This is a genomic window from Pseudarthrobacter sp. S9 (assembly GCF_050156545.1).
Taxonomy (GTDB): domain Bacteria; phylum Actinomycetota; class Actinomycetes; order Actinomycetales; family Micrococcaceae; genus Arthrobacter.
Window position 1 is genome coordinate 517,346 of record NZ_CP189576.1, and the last position, 18,880, is coordinate 536,225.

Sequence of the window (18,880 nt, forward strand, 5' to 3'; positions counted from 1 at the left end):
ATTCGGAGGCGACACAATCTAACAACTATTAGGAGTCAACTTTTGTTCCCGGCAACTTTACGCCGGGTAGCCTTCGGAAGATAGGACTTCGAGCAAGCGCTCCAGGGCTGCGGCGCATGCCTGGGCCCGGATTTCGAGCCGGTTCCCCTCGAAGGTGTACGCGTACGACGTCGGACCCTCCGCCGTGGCGATGCCGATGAAGACCGTCCCGACGGGTTTGTCGTCGTGGGGCTCGGGGCCTGCCACCCCGGTGGTGGACACCCCGATGTCAGCGCCGCAGACCCTGCGGGCGCCGTCGGCCATGGCCGCGGCGACCTGCCCGTCCACGGAGCCGACGGCGTCAAGGAGTTCGCGGGGAACGCCCAGGACGTCCGCCTTGACCGCGTTCTGGTAGGACACCACGCCGCCTTGGAGCATGCCGGAAGCGCCGGGTGTGTCAGCCAGCATGGCTGCAAGCATGCCGGCGGTGAGGGATTCGGCGGTGGCCACGGTCAGCCCGCGGTCGATGGCGCCGGTTACGGCCTGCTCGGCTATGTGATGGAGATTGGTCATGGCTTGCCCTCCTGAACCTGCTGTTTCTTTGCCCGGATGCCGCTAGCACGCAGCTTGAGGGCCTCGATGACATATTCGCCGCCGGTCCAAAGCGTGATTGCCAGCGCAACCATCATGACCGCGAAGGCCACGACGCCGAGCCACGGGGCGAGGGAGGCCAGCGGAATGACGTACAGGAAGATCGCCGCTGTCTGCACGACCGTCTTGAGCTTGCCGCCCCGCGAGGCCGGGATCACGCCGTAGCGGATGACGAAGAAGCGCAGCGCCGTGATGCCCCATTCGCGGACCAGGATCAGGATGGTGACCCACCACGGGAGTTCCTGCAGCAGCGAGAGCATGACGAGGGCGGAGCCGATCAGGAGCTTGTCCGCGATCGGGTCGGCGATCTTGCCGAAGTCGGTGATGAGTCCGCGGCTGCGTGCGATGTCGCCGTCGAGCTTGTCCGTGTAAATGGCCACCGCGAACGTCGCGGCAGCGATCCAGCGCCAGACGCCGTTCTGGCTGACCAGCCCGGGGGCATCGGCAACGAGGAACCAGACGAAGAACGGCACCAGCACAATCCGCAGCATCGTCAGGATGTTCGGCAGGTTCCAGATCCGCGAGGCGGAGTCGGCGCTGTTGGCTTCGGCGCTATTCACCCTCTTAGGCTACCGTCCGGTGAGCGACCAGGCGTCCTCGGATCCGTCCTCGTCATCGGAGCTGCCGTCCGCGCCGTCAAAGTACTCCACCTTCTGGCTGCGGTTGTCCAGATCCGCCGCCACCAGGTCCTCCGCGTAGCCGCCCTGGGCGATGTTCGCATTGGCGTTCTCGCTCAGGGCTGCCGTCTGGGAATCGGCGACGGCGGGCGCGTCGAGTCCCTTCATCGCGGCCAGGACGGCGGCGAGGTCGTCAGGCTTGACGAGCACGTCGCGGGCCTTGGAGCCCTCGGACGGGCCCACCACTCCCCTGGACTCAAGCAGGTCCATGAGACGGCCGGCCTTCGCGAAGCCGACGCGCAGTTTGCGCTGCAGCATCGAGGTGGAGCCGAACTGGGTGGTGACCACGAGCTCGGTGGCCTGCAGCAGGACTTCGAGGTCGTCCCCGATGTCGTCGTCGATCTGCTTCTTCTGCGCCTCGGGGGCGACGTCGTCGCGGTAGACGGCCTTGAGCTGGCCCTTGACGTGTTCGACCACTTTGTGGATTTCGGACTCGGTGACCCAGGCACCCTGGACCCGCATGGCCTTGTTGGCGCCCATCGGCAGGAAGAGCGCATCGCCCTGGCCGATGAGTTTTTCGGCGCCGGGCTGGTCCAGGACAACACGGGAGTCGGTGACCGAGGACGTCGCGAACGCCATGCGGGACGGAACGTTGGCCTTGATCAGGCCGGTGACGACGTCGACGGAGGGTCGCTGGGTGGCGAGGACCAGGTGGATGCCGGCCGCCCGGGCCAGCTGGGTGATGCGGACGATGGAATCCTCGACGTCGCGGGGCGCCACCATCATGAGGTCGGCGAGTTCGTCCACGATCACCAGCAGGTAGGGGTACGGCCGGATGACGCGCTTGGAGTCGACGGGAGGGTGGACCTTGCCGGCCCGGACGGCCTTGTTGAAGTCGTCGATGTGCTTGAAGCCGTAGTTGGCGAGGTCGTCGTAGCGGGCGTCCATTTCCCGGACCACCCACTGCAGCGCCTCTGCGGCCTTCTTGGGGTTGGTGATGATGGGCGTGATGAGGTGCGGGACGCCTTCATAGGCTGTCAGCTCCACACGCTTGGGGTCCACCATGACCATGCGGACCTCGTCCGGGGTGGCGCGCATCAGGATGGAGGTGATCATGGCATTCACGAATGCCGACTTGCCGGCACCGGTGGCGCCTGCCACCAGCAGGTGCGGCATCTTGGCGAGGTTCGCCACGACGTAGCCGCCCTCGACGTCCTTGCCGACACCGATCACCATGGGGTGCTCCGTCCGCCGGGCGTTCTGGCTCCGGAGCACATCCCCCAGCGACACGGTCTCGCGGTCCGTGTTGGGGATCTCGATGCCGATCGCGGACCGCCCGGGGATGGGGCTCAGGATCCTTACATCCGAGCTGGCGACGGCATAGGAGATGTTCTTGGACAGGGCGGTGACGCGTTCCACCTTCGTGCCCGGGGAGAGCTCGATCTCATAGCGGGTCACGGTGGGACCCCGGCTGAACCCGGTGACCTGGGCGTCGACGTTGAACTGGTTAAGGGTCTCGGTCAGCGAGGCGACAATCGCGTCGTTGGCCTCGGTGCGTTCCTTGGGGATGGAACCGGGCGTCAGCACATCGGAGGAGGGCAGGGTGTACGTGACGTCGCCGGCCAGGGACAGCTGCTCGGTGCGCTGCGGAATCGGGGTGGGCAGCGGCGCCGGGGTGACCGGCCGCGAGGGGACCTGGGCAGCGGCGGCGGCTGGGTTCAGCGAGCCCGCGGCCACCATGCCGGGCGTGACCAGCGGGATGGCCTCGGTGGCGTTCTCCCCGGCGGATCCGGCGGCGCTGCCAACAGCACTGCCGGCTGCGGTGCCGAGGCCCTGGGCCGCCTTGATCTTTTCGACGGCGATCTCGGCCTGCGTGGGCCGGCGCACGCCGGGGGCGACGGATTTGGAGCCCTTCCCGCCCTTTGCAGCCTCCGCTGCCCCCTCGTCGTCGTCGATTACGGCACGCTCGAAGGCTTCGTCGCCGACGTAGCCCTCCAGGCCGGTGTCGGCGCTATGGTCCTTGCCGAAGAGGCGCCTGCGCTTCTTCTTCGGGTGCACGGCCGGGGCATCGTTTTCGTACAGGTAGCTGCGGTCGTGGCGGTCGTCGGCGTCGTGGTCCTGCATGTCGATGCCCGTGAGGTGCTCGTACGCGTCCCGCAGCCGGCCGGGGATGGCGCCGAAGGGGGTCGCCGTGACGATCAGCAGGGACGTGAACGCGAGCAGGCTGTACACCGCCACGGGAACGGCGGGGTGGAGGGCCGCCAGCGGTGCGGCAGCAAGGTAACCGAGCATGCCGCCGGCGCGGCGCAGGCCGTCGAAGCCGTCGGCAACGGTCGGCTGGCCGCCGATGATGTGGGCCAGGCCGGACCCGGCGAAGGTCATGATGAGAAAGCCGATCCCGATCCGGTTGTTGCCGCGGCTGTCAACGGGCTGGCGGAACAGCCGGAAGGCGCAGACGAACAGCATGAGCGGCAGCAGCAGAGCCGTCCAGCCGAAGGTGCCGTTGACGATTCCGAACACCAGGTCAGGGAGCCAGCCCTGGAACCCCCACCAGGCGAACGTGGCAACGAAGACGCCGAGGGCCAGGTTGAACAGGGCGGCGCCGTCGCGGCGGTCCTCGGGGGCGAGGTCGCTGACGTCCTGGCCGATCCGCCGGATACCGGCGCCGACGACGTGGGCGATGCCCAGCCAGGCACCTCCCAGCACGCGCACCGGCCAGGGCTGCCGTGGCTCGACGGCGGCCAGCTGCCGGGTGCGGGCGGTGCCCGTAGTTGCCCGCGGCCGGCTGGATTTGGATGCAGCCGGGCCGGAACTCCGGCCCGGAGAACTGCCTGATTTGCCGCTTGAGTTTCCTCTAGGCGCGGAAGAGGTACGTGTCGCCATACTCGCCACGGTACCGGAAGCGCGACCGAAAACCCCGAATTTCCGGGGATCCGTGAACCATGTTGCATCCGACGGGGCTGCGGGCTTTCCCGGGATGCGGGCGGGATACGGGCCCCGGGAACGACGAAAACGGCCCTCCCGGCCTGCCGCCGCCGGAAGGCTGCGGGCGGGCCGGGAAGGCCGTTCCTGTACAGGATGTCAAGGCACGATGTCGGCACACGTCAGTGCACGCTCAGCACTTGCCAGGGTGCTTAGGCCTCCAGGACCACCGGAATGATCATCGGCTTGCGGCGCAGCCTGCGGTTGACCCAGGTGCCCACCACGCGGCGGACAACCTGCTGCAGCTGGTGCGTGGTGTGGTCCGTGCGGTTGAGCACAGCTTCTTCAAGCGCCGCGTTGATCTTGGGGATGATTTCATCGAAGACGGAATCGTCCTCGGCAACGCCCCGGGCGTGGATCTCGGGCCCGGAGACGACCTTGCCGGTGGCGCGGTGGATGACCGTGATGATGGAAATGAAGCCTTCGTCGCCGAGGACCTGGCGGTCCTTGAGGTCGGCGTCGGTGATTTCGCCGACGCTTGACCCGTCGACGTACACGAATCCCACCTCAACCTGGCCCACGACGTCGGCCTGGTGGTCCCGAAGGTCGATCACGGTGCCGTTGTCCGCCAGGAGGATGCTCTCCTCGGGCACGCCGGACTCCAGGGCAATCTTGCCGTTGGCGATCAGGTGGCGGGTTTCGCCGTGCACCGGCATAGCGTTGAGCGGCTCGAGGATGTTGTAGCAGTACAGCAACTCCCCCGCCGCGGCGTGGCCGGAGACGTGGACCTTGGCGTTGCCCTTGTGGATGACGTCCGCGCCCAGCTTCAGCAGGCCGTTGATGATCCGGAAGACGGCGTTCTCGTTGCCCGGGATCAGGCTCGAGGCGAGAATGACGGTGTCGCCCTGGCCGACGACGACGCGGTGGTCGCCGTTGGCCATGCGGGACAGGGCCGCCATCGGCTCGCCCTGGGAACCGGTGGACATCAGCACCACGCGGTTATCCGGCAGGTTGTCGATGTTCTTGATGTCGACCAGGATGCCGGCGGGCACGTCCAGGTAGCCAAGTTTCGCGGCGATGGCCATGTTGCGGACCATGGAGCGGCCGACGAAGGCAACCTTGCGGTTGTGGTTGGCGGCGGCGTCGAGGACCTGCTGGACGCGGTGCACGTGGGAGGAGAAGGAGGCCACGATGAGGCGCTTGGAGGCCTGCCCGAACAACCGGTCCAGGGTGGGGCCGATTTCCTTCTCGGCGGTGGTGAAGCCGGGGACATCGGCGTTCGTGGAGTCCGACATGAACAGGTCCACGCCTTCTTCGCCCAGCTTGGCGAAGTGGCGGAGGTCGGTGATCCGGCCGTCCAGCGGCAGCTGGTCCATCTTGAAGTCGCCGGTGTGCAGGACGGTGCCGCCGGAGGTGCGGATGAACACGGCCAGGGCGTCGGGGATGGAGTGGTTGACGGCCACGAACTCGCATTCGAAGGGGCCGAACTTCTCGACCTGGCCCTCGGTGACGGTGAGCGTCAGCGGTTTGATCCGGTGTTCCTGCAGCTTGGCCTCGATGAGGGCCAGCGTCAGCTGCGAACCGACCAGGGGAATGTCGGCGCGCAGGCGCAGCAGGTAGGGGACGGCGCCGATGTGGTCCTCGTGGCCGTGGGTGAGGACGACGGCGACGATGTCCTGAAGCCGGTTCTCAATGTAGGAGAAATCGGGCAGGATCAGGTCGACGCCGGGCTGGGTTTCCTCCGGGAAGAGGACGCCGCAGTCGACGATGAGCAGCTTGCCGTCGATTTCGAAGACCGTCATGTTGCGGCCGATCTCCCCCAGGCCGCCGAGCGGCACAATCCGCAGGGTGTCTTTCGGGAGTTTGGGCGGCGTAACAAGGCCGGGAAGGGCGGTTTGGGTCATAGTGCACTACTTTCCAGGCGGGAGCTGGACTGGCCTTTGCCGATCGGGAAAAACACCCGATCAGGAGAAGATCAGTCCCGCTTCCGCCAAATCCTCGCGGATGGTTGCGATCTCGGCCTCGCCCGGCTCCACGAGGGGCAAACGGACAACCGAGTTGGGCAGGACTCCCTGCCACTTAAGAACCTGCTTGGCAGCTACAGCACCCTGAATATGGGTCATCACTGCGCGGACCACGGGGTCCAGTTCGAAATGTATGGTGCGGGCGGTGGCAAAATCGCCTGCAAGTGCGGCATCGATCATGGCGCGGAACTGTCGCGTGGCCACGTGCGCGGAGACGCTGACCAGGCCGACGGCGCCGGCGGCCATCCACGGAAGCGTCAGGCCGTCGTCGCCGGAGTAGACATCGAGGTCCGTGTTCGCCAGCACCCGCGTGACCGCGGCGAAGTCCGCCTTGGCGTCCTTGAGCGCAACGATCCGAGGGTGGTCCGCCAGCCGGATCATTGTTTCGGGCAGGATGGGGACGCAGGCGCGGCCGGGGATGTCGTAGACCATGACGGGAAGGTCCGCGGCGTCGGCCACGGCCTCGATGTGGGCCTGGATGCCGGCCTGGCTCGGCTTGTTGTAGTACGGGGTCACGATCAGCTGGCCGTGGGCCCCTGCCTTGGCAGCGCGCTTGGCCATCTCGATCGAGTGCGAGGTGTGGTTGGTGCCGGTGCCGGCGATGACCTTGGCGCGGTCCCCGATGGCCTCGACGATCACGCGGAAAAGCTTCTCTTTTTCGTCGTCTTCCAGCGTGGAGGTCTCCCCCGTGGTGCCGGAGATAACGAGGGCGTCATTGCCGTCGTCGACGAGCTTGCTGGCCAGCTCCGCGGACTGCTTGTAGTCCACCTCACCGTCGGTGGTGAAGGGCGTGACCATGGCGGTCGCGAGGGTCCCGAACGTGTAAGAGCGAATGTCAGAGTCAGCCATATGAAAAACGTTACCCTGTCTCCGGCATGTTAGGACAATGGCGGCGACGTGATGAATGTCAAACTCGACCGTCCGGGCGTCACGTTGCGGCGGACCGGTAGCGTTCAAGGGCGCTATGCTGCAGGGTTGCGGTCAGCACTTCCGTCCCGGTCCCGGCCGCCCGGCGGATGGTGAGCCCGTCCGGACCCCAGAAGCCGCTCAGACCGCAGGACGGCCCGAGCGGGGTGGTGCCGCCAAGGTTCGCCAGCACACCGAACATCCGGTTGTCCATGGCGCGGGCGCCGAGGTGCAGGGCCAGCCGGTGGTCTTCCCCGGCCGTATAGAGGGCCGAGACGGCGTAGATGTCCGCGCCCGCTTCCGCCGCCCCGCCGGCGTGGTCCGGGTGGGCCGCGTCGAAGCAGACGGCCAGGGCGATCTTCCAGCCGTCAAGTTCCAGGACGGCGGCGCGGCTGCCGGCGGTGAAGAGTTGCTTCTCCGGACCGTGGAGCCTCGTCTTGAAGCCGGGCTCGATGTCGCCTGCCGGGTGGACCGCGAGCGAGGCCAGCCGCGGTGTGCCGTCGTCCTCCTTGAAGGCGGCGCCGATGACCGCGGTGATTCCGGTGCGCCGGCAGATCTCCCGGATGCCGTCCAGCCGCCCGTCAGCTGCGCTCACCCACTGTTCCGGGTCCCCCAGCAGCTCCAGCCGATAGCCGGTGAGCGAGAGTTCCGGGAAGACCACGAGCCTGGCGCCGTGGGACTCGGCGTCCTCAATCAGGCGGATGTGTTCGGGCACATTGGCGGCAAGTCCGCCGTCGAGGGCCTCGTACTGGATGGCGGAGAGCGTCAGCGCGGTGGTCACCCTGCCATCCTAGGCAGTTCAGGGTCATGCCGGGGCGGCGCCGCCCGAGGGTGCCGAGCAATAGCGGCCGACGGCGGCCTCGCGCAGGGCTTCGGACCAGGCGGCGAGCCGCTGAGCGGCGCGCACGTAGTGGAACAGCTCGGTGGGCGTGAGCGCGTCGAGATCGGTCTCGGCGAGCCGGCGGGCAAGTTCGGCGCCGGGCGGCTGCACGGAGAGCGCCGTGCCTTCCCGGTGCCACTGGACATCCTCCGCCGGCTCCCCGGCAACCAACTGCCGGAAGAGGAAGTCCACGACGCCCGGGCTCATGGCCTTGAGCACGCCGGACCCGCCGCGGGAAAGGCCGACGCCGGGAAGCTGGAAAGCAGGCTCTGGGTTGTTGTTCATTGACCCATATTATTCGAACATATATTCGAATACAAGGCCTGTGCGCACCCCGGGATTGACGATGCCGCCCGGCCGGATATGAGACGATCGGTCGATGACCCCGCGCGGAATCGCTACTGCTTCCCGGAACGTCAAGGGCAGGCCCAAGGGCAGAAAAGAGGGCAAAACGGCCGGCGTACGGCTGGCCGGTATCGATGCCGCCCGCGGGCTGGCGCTGCTGGCCATGATGGCGACGCATGTGCTCCCCACCTTCGGATCCGATCCGCAGCTCGCGCCCACCTGGGTCGGGCTGGCGTTCTCCGGCCGGGCCTCGGCGCTTTTCGCCGTGCTGGCCGGCGTCGGACTGGCGTTATCCACGGGGAAACAGCAGCCGCTCGAGGGGTCCGGGCTCTGGGCGGCCCGCCGTGGCATCGCCTTCCGGGCGCTAGTGGTGGGCGCCGTCGGGCTCTCCCTCGGCGGGCTGGAGGTCAACATCGCCATCATCCTGGTCCACTACGCCGTGCTGTTCCTCTGTGTCCTGCCGTTCGTCGGACTCGGCGCGAAACACCTGCTGGGGCTTGCAGCCGCCTGGATACTGGTCGCCCCCGTCCTCGCCTACCTGCTGCGGCCCTGGCTCCTGTCCGCCACGCCGCCCCTGCAGCTGGGACACAACCCCGGCTGGGATGACCTGTCCGCCCCGGCACGGCTGCTCGGCGACCTCTTCTTGACCGGCTACTACCCCGTTTTCCAGTGGATCGCGTACCTGCTGGTCGGGCTCGCAATCGGACGGCTCGCAGTCGGACGGCTGGCAATCGGTCGGCTGGCGCCCTCGACAGCGGCGGTGCCGGCCCTGCTGCTGGCGGGCGGCACGGTGGTTGCGGTCCTCGCCAAGTGGCTGGGCGTGATCATGATGGAGGACTGGGGCGGCAGGGAAGCGCTGCAGGCACAGCTGGCCGATCCGGCCTACCCCCTGGACAGCCTGCTGCAGGTCAACCTTACCGGCATCGAGCAGTCGGGCTCCTTGTGGTGGCTGGCCACAAGCTCCCCGCACGCGGGCACCACGCTGGATCTCCTGCACACCTCGGGGGTCGCGGCCGCCGTCGTCGGCGCCTGCCTCCTGCTGGGCCGGCTCGGCGAGTGGGTGGAGCTCGATCTGCTGCTCCCGCTGCGGGGCATCGGGGCCATGACCCTGAGCCTCTACACGGCGCACCTGTGCGTCATGGCAGCCCTGCACGGGCGGCCGCTGCCGGCCGGCTGGACGGTGGAGGGCGTGTACTGGGTGCAGGCCGCCGCCATGGTGGTGATCGGCGGGATCTTCGCGGCGCTGGCCTGGCGCGGGCCGCTGGAATGGGTGGCCCACGCCGCCAACCGGCTGGGCCGGTACCAGCCCGCCCGCATCCGCTAAGCGGCCGGGGTTCCCTTCGCTCCGGCGCGGAACAGCCGCACGGCGTCGCGCATCGAGGCGCGGGCCCGCTTGCGGTCGCCGGCGGCGTCGTAGGCACAGCTCAGCCGGAACCACGAACGCCAGTCCTCCGGGGCTGCTTCCGCCTCGGCACGGTACTTTTCGAATTCGAGGTCCGCAGCCTCGCGGATGATCCGCCCTGCGGGCGTGCGCGGCAGGGTGTCCTCGGGCAGGCCGCCCTCGGCTTCCAGGATCTTCGCCAGCCGCTCGGTGCGGGCGCCGAACAGCAGTTCCCGGATGAGGGCCCAGGCCCCGATGAGCGGCAGCAGCAGGTAGGCCACGCCGATCGCCTTCGCCACCAGGTTGGCGTCGGACATCAAGAGCACCGAACGCTGGAAGGACACCACCAGGTAGAAGACCAGCAGCAGGGTGACCGCGCCGACCCAGATCTTGGTGCGGTTGGATTTCAGGGTGGTCAGCACATTGGCCATGGCGGTCAGAGTCCCAGGTCCATGTAGCCGTCCAGGCCTACGGTGAGGCCCGGCTTCGCGGCGACGTTGCGGACGCCCAGCAGCACGCCGGGCATGAAGGAGGCGCGGTCAAAGGAGTCGTGGCGGAAGGTCAGCTGCTCCCCCGGCCCGCCCAGCAGGACCTCCTGGTGCGCCACGAGGCCGCGGAGGCGGACGCTGTGGACCCGGACGCCGTCGACGTCGCAGCCGCGCGCGCCTGGGCGTCCGGTGGTGGTGGCGTCCGGGCTGGCAGCCACTCCGGCGGCGGCACGCTCGGCCGAGATCAGCTGGGCCGTGCGCACGGCCGTTCCCGAGGGGGCGTCCACCTTGTCCGGGTGGTGCAGTTCGATGATTTCGACCGATTCGAAGTATCTGGAGGCCTTGGCCGCGAAGGCGGAGGCGAGGACCGAGCCGAGGGCGAAGTTCGGGGCAATGAGGACGCCGACGCCGGGTTGCGCGGCGAGGAGCTCCTCGAGCCGTGCCAGCCGGTCCGCGTCCCAGCCGGTGGTGCCGACGACGGCGTGCATGCCGTGCTCGACGGCGAAGCGGACGTTGGCTTCGGTGCTTTCGGGGACCGTCAGGTCCACCACGATCCGGGCGCCGGCGTCGACGAGGGTGTCCAGGGAATCGGTTCGGCCGAGGGCCGCGACGAGCTTAAGGTCCGCGGCGGCTTCTACAGCCTTCACCGCCTCGGCGCCCATGCGCCCGTTCGCGCCCAGCACGGCGACTGCGAGTTGTTCGGTCATGCCATCAACCCTACCGCCGGGGCTGGTGCCTTCCGGAACCGGGGGCTTGGGCTACCCGCCCGCGCCGGGGGATCGGCCCGCAGCTACCCGCCCGCGCCCACCCACTCCACCGTGCCGTCGGCAAAGAACTGTTCCTTCCAGATCGGAACCCGGGCCTTGATGCGGTCCACGAGTTCCGAGCAGACCTCGAAGGCCTGGCCGCGGTGCGCCGCCGAGACCGCACAGACCAGGGCAGGGTCGCCGATCTCCAGCATGCCGATCCGGTGGGCCGCCCAGATCCGCACCGGCAGGCCTGGCTCGCCGGCCGCAGTCTGCTCGGCCACCAGGGCCGCGACGACGTCGGCCATCACCTGGTGCGCCGTCGGGTGCGCGCTGTAGCTGAGCCGCTCCACCGGCTTGCCGCCGTCGTGGTTCCGGACGACGCCGCTGAAGCTGACGACGGCCCCGGCGGTGTCCGACTCGACCGCGGCGATGGCCTGGTCCACGGAGATGGGCTCCGCGCTCAGCACCGCGTGCACTACTTGGAATCCTGATTCAATGCCCATGGCTGCCTTCCAGCTGGTCGCAGAGGTGTCCGAGGATGGGATCCAGGACGCCCAGGCCGTCCATGACGCCCTTGGGGGATCCGGGAAGATTGATGATGAACGTCTGGCCGGCCGCCCCGGCGTGGCCCCGGCTGAGCATGGCCATCGGCGTCTTGGCGGTTCCGGCCCGCCGGATGCCCTCCATGATGCCCGGGATTTCCCGGTCCAGCAGGGGCAGGGTCTGTTCCGGCGTCGCGTCAGTGGGACTCAGGCCCGTGCCGCCGCTGGTGATGATGACGGCCGGCTGCTGGGTCAGGAGCGCGCGGAGCGCGGCGCCGACGGGCTCGCCGTCCGGGACCACCAGGGCGGGAAACGGTTCGAAGCCGTGTTCGGTGAGCCAGTCGATGATGACCGGGCCGGTGAGGTCGTCGTAAATGCCGGCCGCAGCGCGGGTGGAGGCAATCACGACGCCGGCTTTCCGGCCGGTGGCTTCGCCGTGGCGGTGGGGTTCGGGCAAGCTCACAGTGTCCAGTCCCCACTCTTGCCGCCGCTTTTGGCCAGCACCTTGATGTCGGTCAGGACCGCGTGCTTGTCCACGGCCTTGATCATGTCGTAGACGCTGAGCGCCGCGACGGACGCTGCGGTCAGCGCTTCCATCTCGACTCCGGTGACGCCTCGGGTCTTGACGGTGGCGAAGACAGTGACCCTCTCGGTGTCGAGCTCAAAGTCGATGGTGACCTTGGTGATCGGCAGCGGGTGGCACAACGGAATCAGCTCCGGTGTTTTCTTGGCGGCCATGATGCCGGCGACGCGGGCGACAGCCAGCGCGTCCCCCTTGGGCAGGTCTCCCGCCCCCAGGAGGGCCAGGACCTCGGCCGTGCTGTTGACGGTGGCGGTGGCTGTGGCCTCCCGCGTCGTCTCTGCCTTGTTGGATACATCCACCATTTGGGCCGTGCCGTCCTGGCGGAGGTGGGTCAGGCCTGTTTTCGCTTCGGCGATTGTTGTTTCGGCGTTTTCTGCTTCGTTCACAGTATCCATACTTCCACCTCGGCGCCCGCGGCGAGCGCCTCTGTCCCTTCGGGCACGTGGATCAGGGCGTTGGAGTGGGCCAGGGCGCTGACCAGGTGCGAGCCGGCGCCGCCTTCCAGCCGGACGGTACCGTCCGGAGTCAGCGTCCCGCGCCGGACCTGGTGTTTGCCCTGCGGGGACGCGAGCGGCTCGGCGAGCCGGGCCCGCACCACAGGCCGTGGCGCGGGCGAGCCGAAGAGCTCCGAGAGGACGGGGCGCAGGAACATCTCGAAGGACACCAGGCAGCTCACCGGGTTCCCCGGAAAGCCCAGCACGGGGACGCCGTCGAAGCTGCCGATCCCCTGCGGGCCGCCCGGCTGCATCGCGACGCCGGTGAACTCGACGTCGTGTCCGTCCATCGCCTGCCGGACCACCTCGTAGGCGCCCTTGCTGACGCCGCCGGTGGTGACGACCAGGTCCACGGCCGGGGCATGCCGGCGCAGCAGGCCGGCGAGCTCTTCCGGCCGGTCCGTGGAGATGCCGGTCCTCGTGACCTGAAGGCCCGCCTGGCGCATCGAGGACTCGAGCAGCGTGCCGTTGGAATCGTAGATCTTGCCGGCCCCCAGCTGGCCGCCCGGTTCCACGACTTCGTCGCCGGTGGTGACCAGCAGGATCCGCAGGACAGGATGGACGGGAACCTCGGTGAATCCCAGGGCGGCCAGCAACCCCAGCTGCCCGGGGCCCAGGAACGTTCCGGCGGCGAGCGCCAACTCGCCGGCACGGATGTCGCTCCCGGCGTTCCGGACAAAGTCTCCTGCGGCGGCAGCGGGGAGGCGGACGGTCGCCGGCGCCCCGGGCACGGGAAAGGAATCAGGGACTGCCTGTTCAATCGGCACGACGGCGTCTGCTCCGGCCGGCATCATGGCGCCGGTCATGATCGGCGCAGCCGTGCCGGGGGCCAGGTCCAACGGTGCGGCACCGGCCGGGACGGGCGCGACGACGCTCAGTTCCGTGCCGCCGTCGGGCACGTCAGCGCTACGGATCGCGAACCCGTCCATCTGGGAGTTCGCAAACGGGGGCAGATCCAGTGGTGCCAGGATGTCGGCCGCGAGCCCCCGGCCCAGGGCCGCGAGCAGCGGGAGCCGTTCAATCCTGTCCGCAGTGCGCAGCGGGGCCAAGAGCCCGCGCACCTTGTCGCGGTGCGCTTCCACGGTGACATGCCTTGTTTCGGTGCGGTGCATGGTTTTTCTGACCTTTGGCTCGGCTCGCTAGGACTTCACGTCAACTCTAACGGTGTGGTACCCGGTGGCCCCGCTGGGCGCCACCGGGGCGCGGTCCTCCACCTGCGGAACGCCGGCGAGGTCCGTGGCGCGGACCTGGATCTCGTACTGTCCTGGTGTCAGCGGCAGTGCCAGCTTCCACTGGTACCACGTGTCCTTCGATATTCCGGGCGCCAGTTCCGCTTCCTGCCAGGCGCCGCGGTTGACCCGCAGTTCCACTTTGCCGATCCCCGTGTGCTGGGCCCAGGCGACGCCGCCGAACGCCACCGACCCTGCCGTCACGCTGCGCCCGGCGCGGGGCACGTCGATGCGGGAGGAGGTCTTGATGGGCCCGCGCTCGGTCCAGCCCCGGGGGGTCCAGTAGCCGACGTCGTCCGCGAAGCGGGTCACCTTCAGCTCCGTGACCCACTTGGTCGCCGAGACATAGCCGTACAGCCCCGGCACGATCAGCCGGACGGGGAATCCGTGTTCCAGCGGCAGCGGCTCGCCGTTCATTCCCACGGCCAGCAGCGCGTCCCGCGTGTCCATGAGGACGTCCAGCGGGGTGCCCGCCGTCCAGCCGTCCGTGGAGCGGGACAGGACCATGTCCGCCCCGGGTTTCGGACCGGCCATGGCGAGCAGTTCCCGGACCGGCCAGCCTAGCCAGCGGGCGTTGCCGATCAGGTCCCCACCCACCTCGTTGGAGACGCAGGCAATGGTCACGTGCCGTTCCGTCAGGGGTTTGGCGAGGAGCGTGGCGAAGTCCAACTTGACCTCTCGCTCCACCAGGCCGGTAACCTTCAGGGTCCACTGCTCCGGATCCACCACCGGGACGCGCAGCGCGGTGTCGATCCGGTAGAAGTCCTTGTTGGGGGTGAGGAGCGGCCCGAGGCCGTCCAGCCGGATCTCGGCGCCGGCCGGGATGGGTGGCGCGGGCGATGCGGCCGCGGGGAGACGCAGTTTGCTGCGCACCTCGCTGACGGCGGCGGCCGCACCCCTGAGCGTGGAGGCGAGCACCCCGCCGACGGCGGCGACGGCGGCCGTTCCGCCGAGCGTCTGCAGGAACCGGCGCCGGCCGGGTGCGGCTCCGTCGGGCTGTCCCGGGCCTGGCGGCCACTCCCCCAGCCGCCGGTTCAGCCAGCGCAGCAGCACCATGCCCACCAGCGCGGCGAGCAACGGGACGGGAACGGCGTTTGCGGTCAGCTCGGCCCGGCCCAGCACGGCCCCGAGGCCCACCACGCCGAAGACCGCGATGACGGCCACCCCGGCGAAGCGGCGCCGGAATTCAAGGACTCCGGTCATGGCGGCCAGAGCGGCGATGACCAGCGCCATGCCGCCCAGCAGAGCCAGTTTGTCCGCCGTGCCAAACACCGAGATGACCCAATCCTTGACGCCGGGCGGGACGATGTCGATCACGGCGCCGCCGACGGCCGTCACGGGCGAAACCGCAGGGCTCACCAGCCCGGCGGCGAGTTCGCCCAGCACCACCGCGGTCCCGACGGCCACCACCCCGGCGGCCGCAGCCCACCAGGAACGGCGCCGGTTGTCGCTCGCCGCTGTTACCGGGGCAGTCTGGGTGATGTTCACTCTTCCAGCATAGGTTCGGGACCCTGGCGCGGCACGCTTCACGGGCCGGGTTGGGCATCCGTACGTAATCCGTAAGATTCCCTGGCTCCGCAGGCGTGATGCTTGCCCGAGGTGGCGTAGCCTGATTTTATGACAGTTCAACAGGGCATGCCCCAGCCCCGCGAGGAAGGCAGCCCCGGCGCGGGCACTTCCGGGGCACCAGAGCTGTCCGGGCGCCCGGCCGGTATGCCTGCCGGGCTCGTGGACCGCTACGGCCGCCGCGCCACGGACATGCGGCTCTCCCTGACCGACAAGTGCAATCTGCGCTGCACCTACTGCATGCCGGCTGAAGGCCTGGAGTGGCTGGCCAAACAGGCCGTCATGTCGGCAGAGGAAATCGTGCGGATCGTGCGGATCGGCGTCGATATGCTGGGCGTGCGTGAGCTGCGGCTGACCGGCGGCGAACCGCTGGTCCGGGCCGATCTGCTGGACATCATCGCCGCGCTCCGCCAGGCCCACCCTGAGCTGCCCATTTCCATGACCACCAACGCCGTCGGCCTGGACAAGAAGGCCGCCGGGCTGAAGGCCGCGGGGCTTTCGCGCATCAACGTGTCGCTGGATTCCTTGCACGAGGAAACGTTCGCCAAGCTGACCCGGCGCCCCTTCTTGAACAAGGTCCTGGCCGGCGTGGACGCCGCCTGGGCCGCCGGCTTGGGCCCGGTGAAGCTCAACGCCGTGCTGATGCGCGGGATCAACGACGCCGAGTCACCGGCCCTGCTGGCCTGGGCGCTGGACCGCGGTTATGAGCTGCGCTTCATCGAGCAGATGCCGCTCGACGCGGACCACGGCTGGACCCGCCGGAACATGATCACGGCCGCCGAGATCCGTGAGTTGCTTTCCGCCGACTACGTGCTCAGTACCGATCCCCGGGCCCGCGACGGCGCCCCGGCGGAACGCTTCGAGGTCCGGCGCCGGGTGCCGGGCACGGCCGAGGCCGCCGGTCCCGTGCTGGGAACCGTGGGCATCATCGCCTCCGTCACCGAGCCGTTCTGCTCGGACTGCCGCCGCACCCGCATCACGGCCGAGGGCAAGATCATGAGCTGCCTGTTCTCCCGTGAAGAAGTGGACCTGCTGGGGCTGCTGCGCGAGGGCGCCAGCGACGAGCAGCTCGCCGAACGCTGGCAGGACGCCATGTGGATCAAACCCAAGGCCCACGGCATGGACCACGTGGGACTCGACGCCCCGGACTTTGTCCAGCCGGACCGCAGCATGAGCGCCATCGGAGGCTGATTTCCCGTGCACGTACGTTACTTCGCTGCCGCGCGCGCTGCCGCCGGTGTGGAGGAAGAAAGCTTCGAACTGGCCGCCGGCGCCACCGTCGCCTCGCTCCTGGCCGCCATCCTCGCCGTCGAGCGGCCGGAACCCCCGGCCGGGACGCCGCCGCTCGCCCGCATCCTCGCCCGGTCCAGCTTCCTGCTCAACGAAGTCGCGGTGCGGAGCGATTCATCGGCGCTGGTGCCGGGCGACGTCGTCGACGTGCTGCCGCCGTTCGCCGGCGGCTAGCCGGCGGCTAAGCACCGGGCACCTTCATCGGACGGTCCCTGGCACCGGCCGTCACACGGGGACGACGGCGCTCTCGGGGACGCGCCGGCAGACCGAAGTCATGAACGGGGTGAACACGCTCGCCTTGCCGAGGCGGAGCCCTGCGGTGTGCGTCAGCACGCCGTCGTCCACCCGGAAGGTGTGCCGGGCCGTGCCGCGGTCGCTGCTCCGCTCCACGGTCAGCGTGCCGTCGTGCCAGCTGGCACGCGCGGGCGCCTCGGGCGGCAGCCCCATGCTGTTGACGTGGTACCACAGGGTGTCAGGGTGGTCCCGGTCCATGGTGAAGACACCGTGTCCCTCGGAGCGGGTCCCGTCAGCGTCCGTGTGGCGGTAGCTCTGGGTGACGGCCAGGCCGGCGGCGGCCCGGGAGAACATCACCTCCACCGCTGCCGTCCGCGCCGGTCCCCACGGCGTGGCCTCCCACTGCGTGGTGCCGGTCCAACGCCCCAGGAAAGCCTCAAGTGCCTCGTACGCACTGCCTGGCAGCGGCCGGTCCATGTTTTCCTTCCAGGGGGTCCTCCCGAGTGACCCCGCCACCATCATCACGCCGGGCTGCCGGCGCTGTAAAGACCGGCATGGTAAACACCGGCGCTACAGAGTGCCCTGGAGCCCGAAGGTCTCGGTTTCCTCGAAGGGGCCGACGACGGTGACTGTGCGCGGGGCGGCCGCGAGTTCGCGGGCCAGCTCCTGGACCTCGGCCGCGGTCACGGCCTTGATCAGCCGCAGGGTCTCGTCAATGTCCTGGTATTCGCCGGACACCAGCTCGGCGCGGCCCAGCCTGGACATCCGGGATCCGGTGTCCTCGAGGGCCAGCACGATACCACCGCAGAGCTGCCCGACGGCTTTGCGGAGCTCGTCGTCGGAGATGCCGTCGTCTCCGAGCTTGTCTAGTTCGGCGCCGAGCAGATCAATGACCTGCCGGACTTTCGACGGCGTGCAGCCGGCGTACATGCCGAAGTAGCCGGCGTCGGCGTAGGAGGACGCGAAGGAGTAGGTCGAATAGACCAGCCCGCGCTTCTCCCGGACTTCCTGGAACAGCCGCGAGGACATGCCGCCGCCGAGGACCGCGTTCAGCACGCTCATGACAAAGCGGCGGCCGTCGGTGGCGACCAGCGAGGGGCAGCCCATGATGATGTTGGCCTGCTCGACCGGACGCTTGACCACATGGAGGCCCGCGGTGCCGGTGATGTCCGCACGCTCGGTGGAGCGCCGCTGCACCGGGGCGGCGGCGGGTTCAAGGCTCCAGCCGGCGGAGTGGAGGGCGTCCACCACGAGCCCGCAGACGACGTCGTGGTCCAGTCCCCCGGCTGCGGTGATGACAAGCTCGTCCGGCCGGTAGTAGCGCCGGTAGTGGTCCCAGACGGAGTCCCGGGCGACGGCGCGGATGGCGTCCGGCGTGCCGCCGATCGGGCGGCCGAGGGGGTGGGCCCCCAGCACGGCGGCGACAAAGTGCTCATGCGCGACGTCGGTGGGGTCGTCGCTGTCCATCGCGATCTCCTCGAGGATGACGTCGCGTTCCTGCTCCATCTCCTGCGGATCCAGGACGGCGCCGGTGATCATGTCGGCAATGACGTCGATCGCCATGGGAAGGTCGGTGTCCAGCACGCGGGCGAAGTAGCAGGTGCTTTCCTTCGCTGTGGCCGCGTTTGATTCCCCGCCGACCTCGTCGAACGCCGAGGCGATCTCCAGGGCGGTGCGGCGCTTGGTGCCCTTGAACAGCAGGTGCTCCAGGAAGTGCGTAGAGCCGTGCTGTCCGGGTGCCTCGTCGCGCGAGCCCACCGCCACCCAGAAGCCGATGGTTGCCGAGCGCTGTCCCGGCATGGCCTCGGTCAGCACGCGGACACCGCCGGGCAGGACCGAGCGGCGCACCTCGGATCCGCCGTCGGCTCCGTGGATCAGGGTGTCGGCGTGCTGGTTCTGCTCAAGCGGCAGGGGGACGACAGTCATCAAGGCCTTTCAGTAAAACCGTCAAATAAAAACGCGTCAAATCTGCCTGCAATCGTATCAGCGGCCCACTCCCC

At 69.0% G+C, this 18,880-nt stretch carries 19 protein-coding genes; 3 read left to right on the forward strand and 16 right to left on the reverse strand.

Going from position 1 to position 18,880, the window contains the following annotated elements; translation table 11 throughout:
* Nucleotides 1-57: 57 nt before the first annotated feature.
* From ACQCSY_RS02440 to ACQCSY_RS02470, 7 genes are all read right to left on the reverse strand, one after another.
* Nucleotides 58-552: a CinA family protein gene (locus ACQCSY_RS02440; RefSeq protein ID WP_427132882.1), complete on the reverse strand. Its 495-nt coding sequence runs from the start codon at nucleotides 550-552 to the stop codon at nucleotides 58-60.
* The gene (pgsA, locus tag ACQCSY_RS02445) at nucleotides 549-1,190 is read right to left on the reverse strand and encodes a CDP-diacylglycerol--glycerol-3-phosphate 3-phosphatidyltransferase (protein WP_427132884.1); all 642 of its coding nucleotides are present in this window, start codon (nucleotides 1,188-1,190) and stop codon (nucleotides 549-551) included. The genes ACQCSY_RS02440 and pgsA overlap by 4 nt, the downstream gene beginning before the upstream one ends.
* Nucleotides 1,191-1,199: 9 nt before the next feature.
* Nucleotides 1,200-4,130 carry a DNA translocase FtsK gene (locus ACQCSY_RS02450; RefSeq protein WP_427132886.1) on the reverse strand — a complete coding sequence of 977 codons (2,931 nt, stop codon included), beginning with the start codon at nucleotides 4,128-4,130 and terminating at the stop codon, nucleotides 1,200-1,202.
* A 251-nt stretch (nucleotides 4,131-4,381) separates the two neighbouring features.
* Nucleotides 4,382-6,073 (reverse strand): ribonuclease J, encoded by a 1,692-nt coding sequence (locus tag ACQCSY_RS02455; protein WP_427132888.1) that lies wholly within the window; start codon nucleotides 6,071-6,073, stop codon nucleotides 4,382-4,384.
* A 60-nt stretch (nucleotides 6,074-6,133) separates the two neighbouring features.
* Nucleotides 6,134-7,042, reverse strand: a complete 909-nt coding sequence (gene dapA, locus ACQCSY_RS02460; RefSeq protein ID WP_427132890.1) for a 4-hydroxy-tetrahydrodipicolinate synthase — start codon at nucleotides 7,040-7,042, stop codon at nucleotides 6,134-6,136.
* 79 nt (nucleotides 7,043-7,121) lie between these two features.
* Nucleotides 7,122-7,880 carry a carbon-nitrogen hydrolase family protein gene (locus ACQCSY_RS02465; RefSeq protein WP_427132892.1) on the reverse strand — a complete coding sequence of 253 codons (759 nt, stop codon included), beginning with the start codon at nucleotides 7,878-7,880 and terminating at the stop codon, nucleotides 7,122-7,124.
* A gap of 24 nt (nucleotides 7,881-7,904) precedes the next feature.
* A complete protein-coding gene (locus ACQCSY_RS02470) occupies nucleotides 7,905-8,264 on the reverse strand; it encodes a hypothetical protein (protein WP_427132894.1) in 360 nt (119 codons plus the stop codon).
* Nucleotides 8,265-8,358: 94 nt separating this feature from the next.
* On the opposite strand from ACQCSY_RS02470, the gene ACQCSY_RS02475 reads away from it, so the two are divergent.
* Complete coding sequence (locus ACQCSY_RS02475) at nucleotides 8,359-9,648, forward strand: heparan-alpha-glucosaminide N-acetyltransferase domain-containing protein (RefSeq protein ID WP_427132895.1); 1,290 nt, start codon at nucleotides 8,359-8,361, stop codon at nucleotides 9,646-9,648.
* On the opposite strand, the gene ACQCSY_RS02480 is transcribed toward ACQCSY_RS02475, so the two are convergent.
* From ACQCSY_RS02480 to ACQCSY_RS02510, 7 genes are all read right to left on the reverse strand, one after another.
* Nucleotides 9,645-10,136: a hypothetical protein gene (locus ACQCSY_RS02480; protein WP_427132897.1), complete on the reverse strand. Its 492-nt coding sequence runs from the start codon at nucleotides 10,134-10,136 to the stop codon at nucleotides 9,645-9,647. The genes ACQCSY_RS02475 and ACQCSY_RS02480 overlap by 4 nt on opposite strands.
* Nucleotides 10,137-10,141: 5 nt before the next feature.
* The gene (dapB, locus tag ACQCSY_RS02485) at nucleotides 10,142-10,900 is read right to left on the reverse strand and encodes a 4-hydroxy-tetrahydrodipicolinate reductase (RefSeq protein ID WP_427132899.1); all 759 of its coding nucleotides are present in this window, start codon (nucleotides 10,898-10,900) and stop codon (nucleotides 10,142-10,144) included.
* Between the two features lie 83 nt (nucleotides 10,901-10,983).
* Nucleotides 10,984-11,445, reverse strand: coding sequence for a molybdenum cofactor biosynthesis protein MoaE (locus tag ACQCSY_RS02490; RefSeq protein WP_427132901.1), 462 nt, complete (start codon nucleotides 11,443-11,445; stop codon nucleotides 10,984-10,986).
* Nucleotides 11,435-11,947: a MogA/MoaB family molybdenum cofactor biosynthesis protein gene (locus tag ACQCSY_RS02495; RefSeq protein WP_427132903.1), complete on the reverse strand. Its 513-nt coding sequence runs from the start codon at nucleotides 11,945-11,947 to the stop codon at nucleotides 11,435-11,437. The genes ACQCSY_RS02490 and ACQCSY_RS02495 overlap by 11 nt, the downstream gene beginning before the upstream one ends.
* Entirely contained in the window at nucleotides 11,944-12,462 is a 519-nt protein-coding gene (gene moaC, locus ACQCSY_RS02500) for a cyclic pyranopterin monophosphate synthase MoaC (protein ID WP_427132904.1), read from the reverse strand. Before moaC ends, ACQCSY_RS02495 begins: the two co-directional genes overlap by 4 nt.
* A complete protein-coding gene (locus tag ACQCSY_RS02505; protein WP_427132906.1) occupies nucleotides 12,450-13,673 on the reverse strand; it encodes a molybdopterin molybdotransferase MoeA in 1,224 nt (407 codons plus the stop codon). The genes moaC and ACQCSY_RS02505 overlap by 13 nt, the downstream gene beginning before the upstream one ends.
* A gap of 27 nt (nucleotides 13,674-13,700) precedes the next feature.
* Nucleotides 13,701-15,278 (reverse strand): molybdopterin-dependent oxidoreductase, encoded by a 1,578-nt coding sequence (locus ACQCSY_RS02510; RefSeq protein WP_427132908.1) that lies wholly within the window; start codon nucleotides 15,276-15,278, stop codon nucleotides 13,701-13,703.
* A gap of 129 nt (nucleotides 15,279-15,407) precedes the next feature.
* Here ACQCSY_RS02510 and moaA point away from each other — a divergent pair, with 129 nt between their 5' ends.
* Together moaA and ACQCSY_RS02520 are read left to right on the forward strand one after the other, a co-directional pair.
* The gene (gene moaA, locus ACQCSY_RS02515) at nucleotides 15,408-16,547 is read left to right on the forward strand and encodes a GTP 3',8-cyclase MoaA (protein WP_427132910.1); all 1,140 of its coding nucleotides are present in this window, start codon (nucleotides 15,408-15,410) and stop codon (nucleotides 16,545-16,547) included.
* 6 nt (nucleotides 16,548-16,553) lie between these two features.
* Entirely contained in the window at nucleotides 16,554-16,820 is a 267-nt protein-coding gene (locus ACQCSY_RS02520) for a MoaD/ThiS family protein (RefSeq protein ID WP_427132911.1), read from the forward strand.
* 51 nt (nucleotides 16,821-16,871) lie between these two features.
* Here ACQCSY_RS02520 and ACQCSY_RS02525 read toward each other — a convergent pair whose 3' ends face one another.
* Both ACQCSY_RS02525 and ACQCSY_RS02530 read right to left on the reverse strand, forming a co-directional pair.
* Nucleotides 16,872-17,357, reverse strand: coding sequence for a DUF1579 domain-containing protein (locus ACQCSY_RS02525; RefSeq protein WP_427132913.1), 486 nt, complete (start codon nucleotides 17,355-17,357; stop codon nucleotides 16,872-16,874).
* A gap of 93 nt (nucleotides 17,358-17,450) precedes the next feature.
* Entirely contained in the window at nucleotides 17,451-18,806 is a 1,356-nt protein-coding gene (locus tag ACQCSY_RS02530; protein WP_427132915.1) for a M16 family metallopeptidase, read from the reverse strand.
* Nucleotides 18,807-18,880 lie beyond the last annotated feature (74 nt).

Coding starts and splice junctions, on each gene's coding strand:
- ACQCSY_RS02440 (WP_427132882.1), bottom strand. CDS start 552: ATGACCAATCTCCATCACATAGCCGAGCAGGCCGTAACCGGCGCCATC.
- ACQCSY_RS02450 (WP_427132886.1), bottom strand. CDS start 4,130: ATGGCGACACGTACCTCTTCCGCGCCTAGAGGAAACTCAAGCGGCAAA.
- ACQCSY_RS02455 (WP_427132888.1), bottom strand. CDS start 6,073: ATGACCCAAACCGCCCTTCCCGGCCTTGTTACGCCGCCCAAACTCCCG.
- dapA (WP_427132890.1), bottom strand. CDS start 7,042: ATGGCTGACTCTGACATTCGCTCTTACACGTTCGGGACCCTCGCGACC.
- ACQCSY_RS02470 (WP_427132894.1), bottom strand. CDS start 8,264: ATGAACAACAACCCAGAGCCTGCTTTCCAGCTTCCCGGCGTCGGCCTT.
- ACQCSY_RS02475 (WP_427132895.1), top strand. CDS start 8,359: ATGACCCCGCGCGGAATCGCTACTGCTTCCCGGAACGTCAAGGGCAGG.
- ACQCSY_RS02480 (WP_427132897.1), bottom strand. CDS start 10,136: ATGGCCAATGTGCTGACCACCCTGAAATCCAACCGCACCAAGATCTGG.
- dapB (WP_427132899.1), bottom strand. CDS start 10,900: ATGACCGAACAACTCGCAGTCGCCGTGCTGGGCGCGAACGGGCGCATG.
- ACQCSY_RS02490 (WP_427132901.1), bottom strand. CDS start 11,445: ATGGGCATTGAATCAGGATTCCAAGTAGTGCACGCGGTGCTGAGCGCG.
- moaC (WP_427132904.1), bottom strand. CDS start 12,462: ATGGATACTGTGAACGAAGCAGAAAACGCCGAAACAACAATCGCCGAA.
- ACQCSY_RS02505 (WP_427132906.1), bottom strand. CDS start 13,673: ATGCACCGCACCGAAACAAGGCATGTCACCGTGGAAGCGCACCGCGAC.
- moaA (WP_427132910.1), top strand. CDS start 15,408: ATGACAGTTCAACAGGGCATGCCCCAGCCCCGCGAGGAAGGCAGCCCC.
- ACQCSY_RS02525 (WP_427132913.1), bottom strand. CDS start 17,357: ATGGACCGGCCGCTGCCAGGCAGTGCGTACGAGGCACTTGAGGCTTTC.
- ACQCSY_RS02530 (WP_427132915.1), bottom strand. CDS start 18,806: ATGACTGTCGTCCCCCTGCCGCTTGAGCAGAACCAGCACGCCGACACC.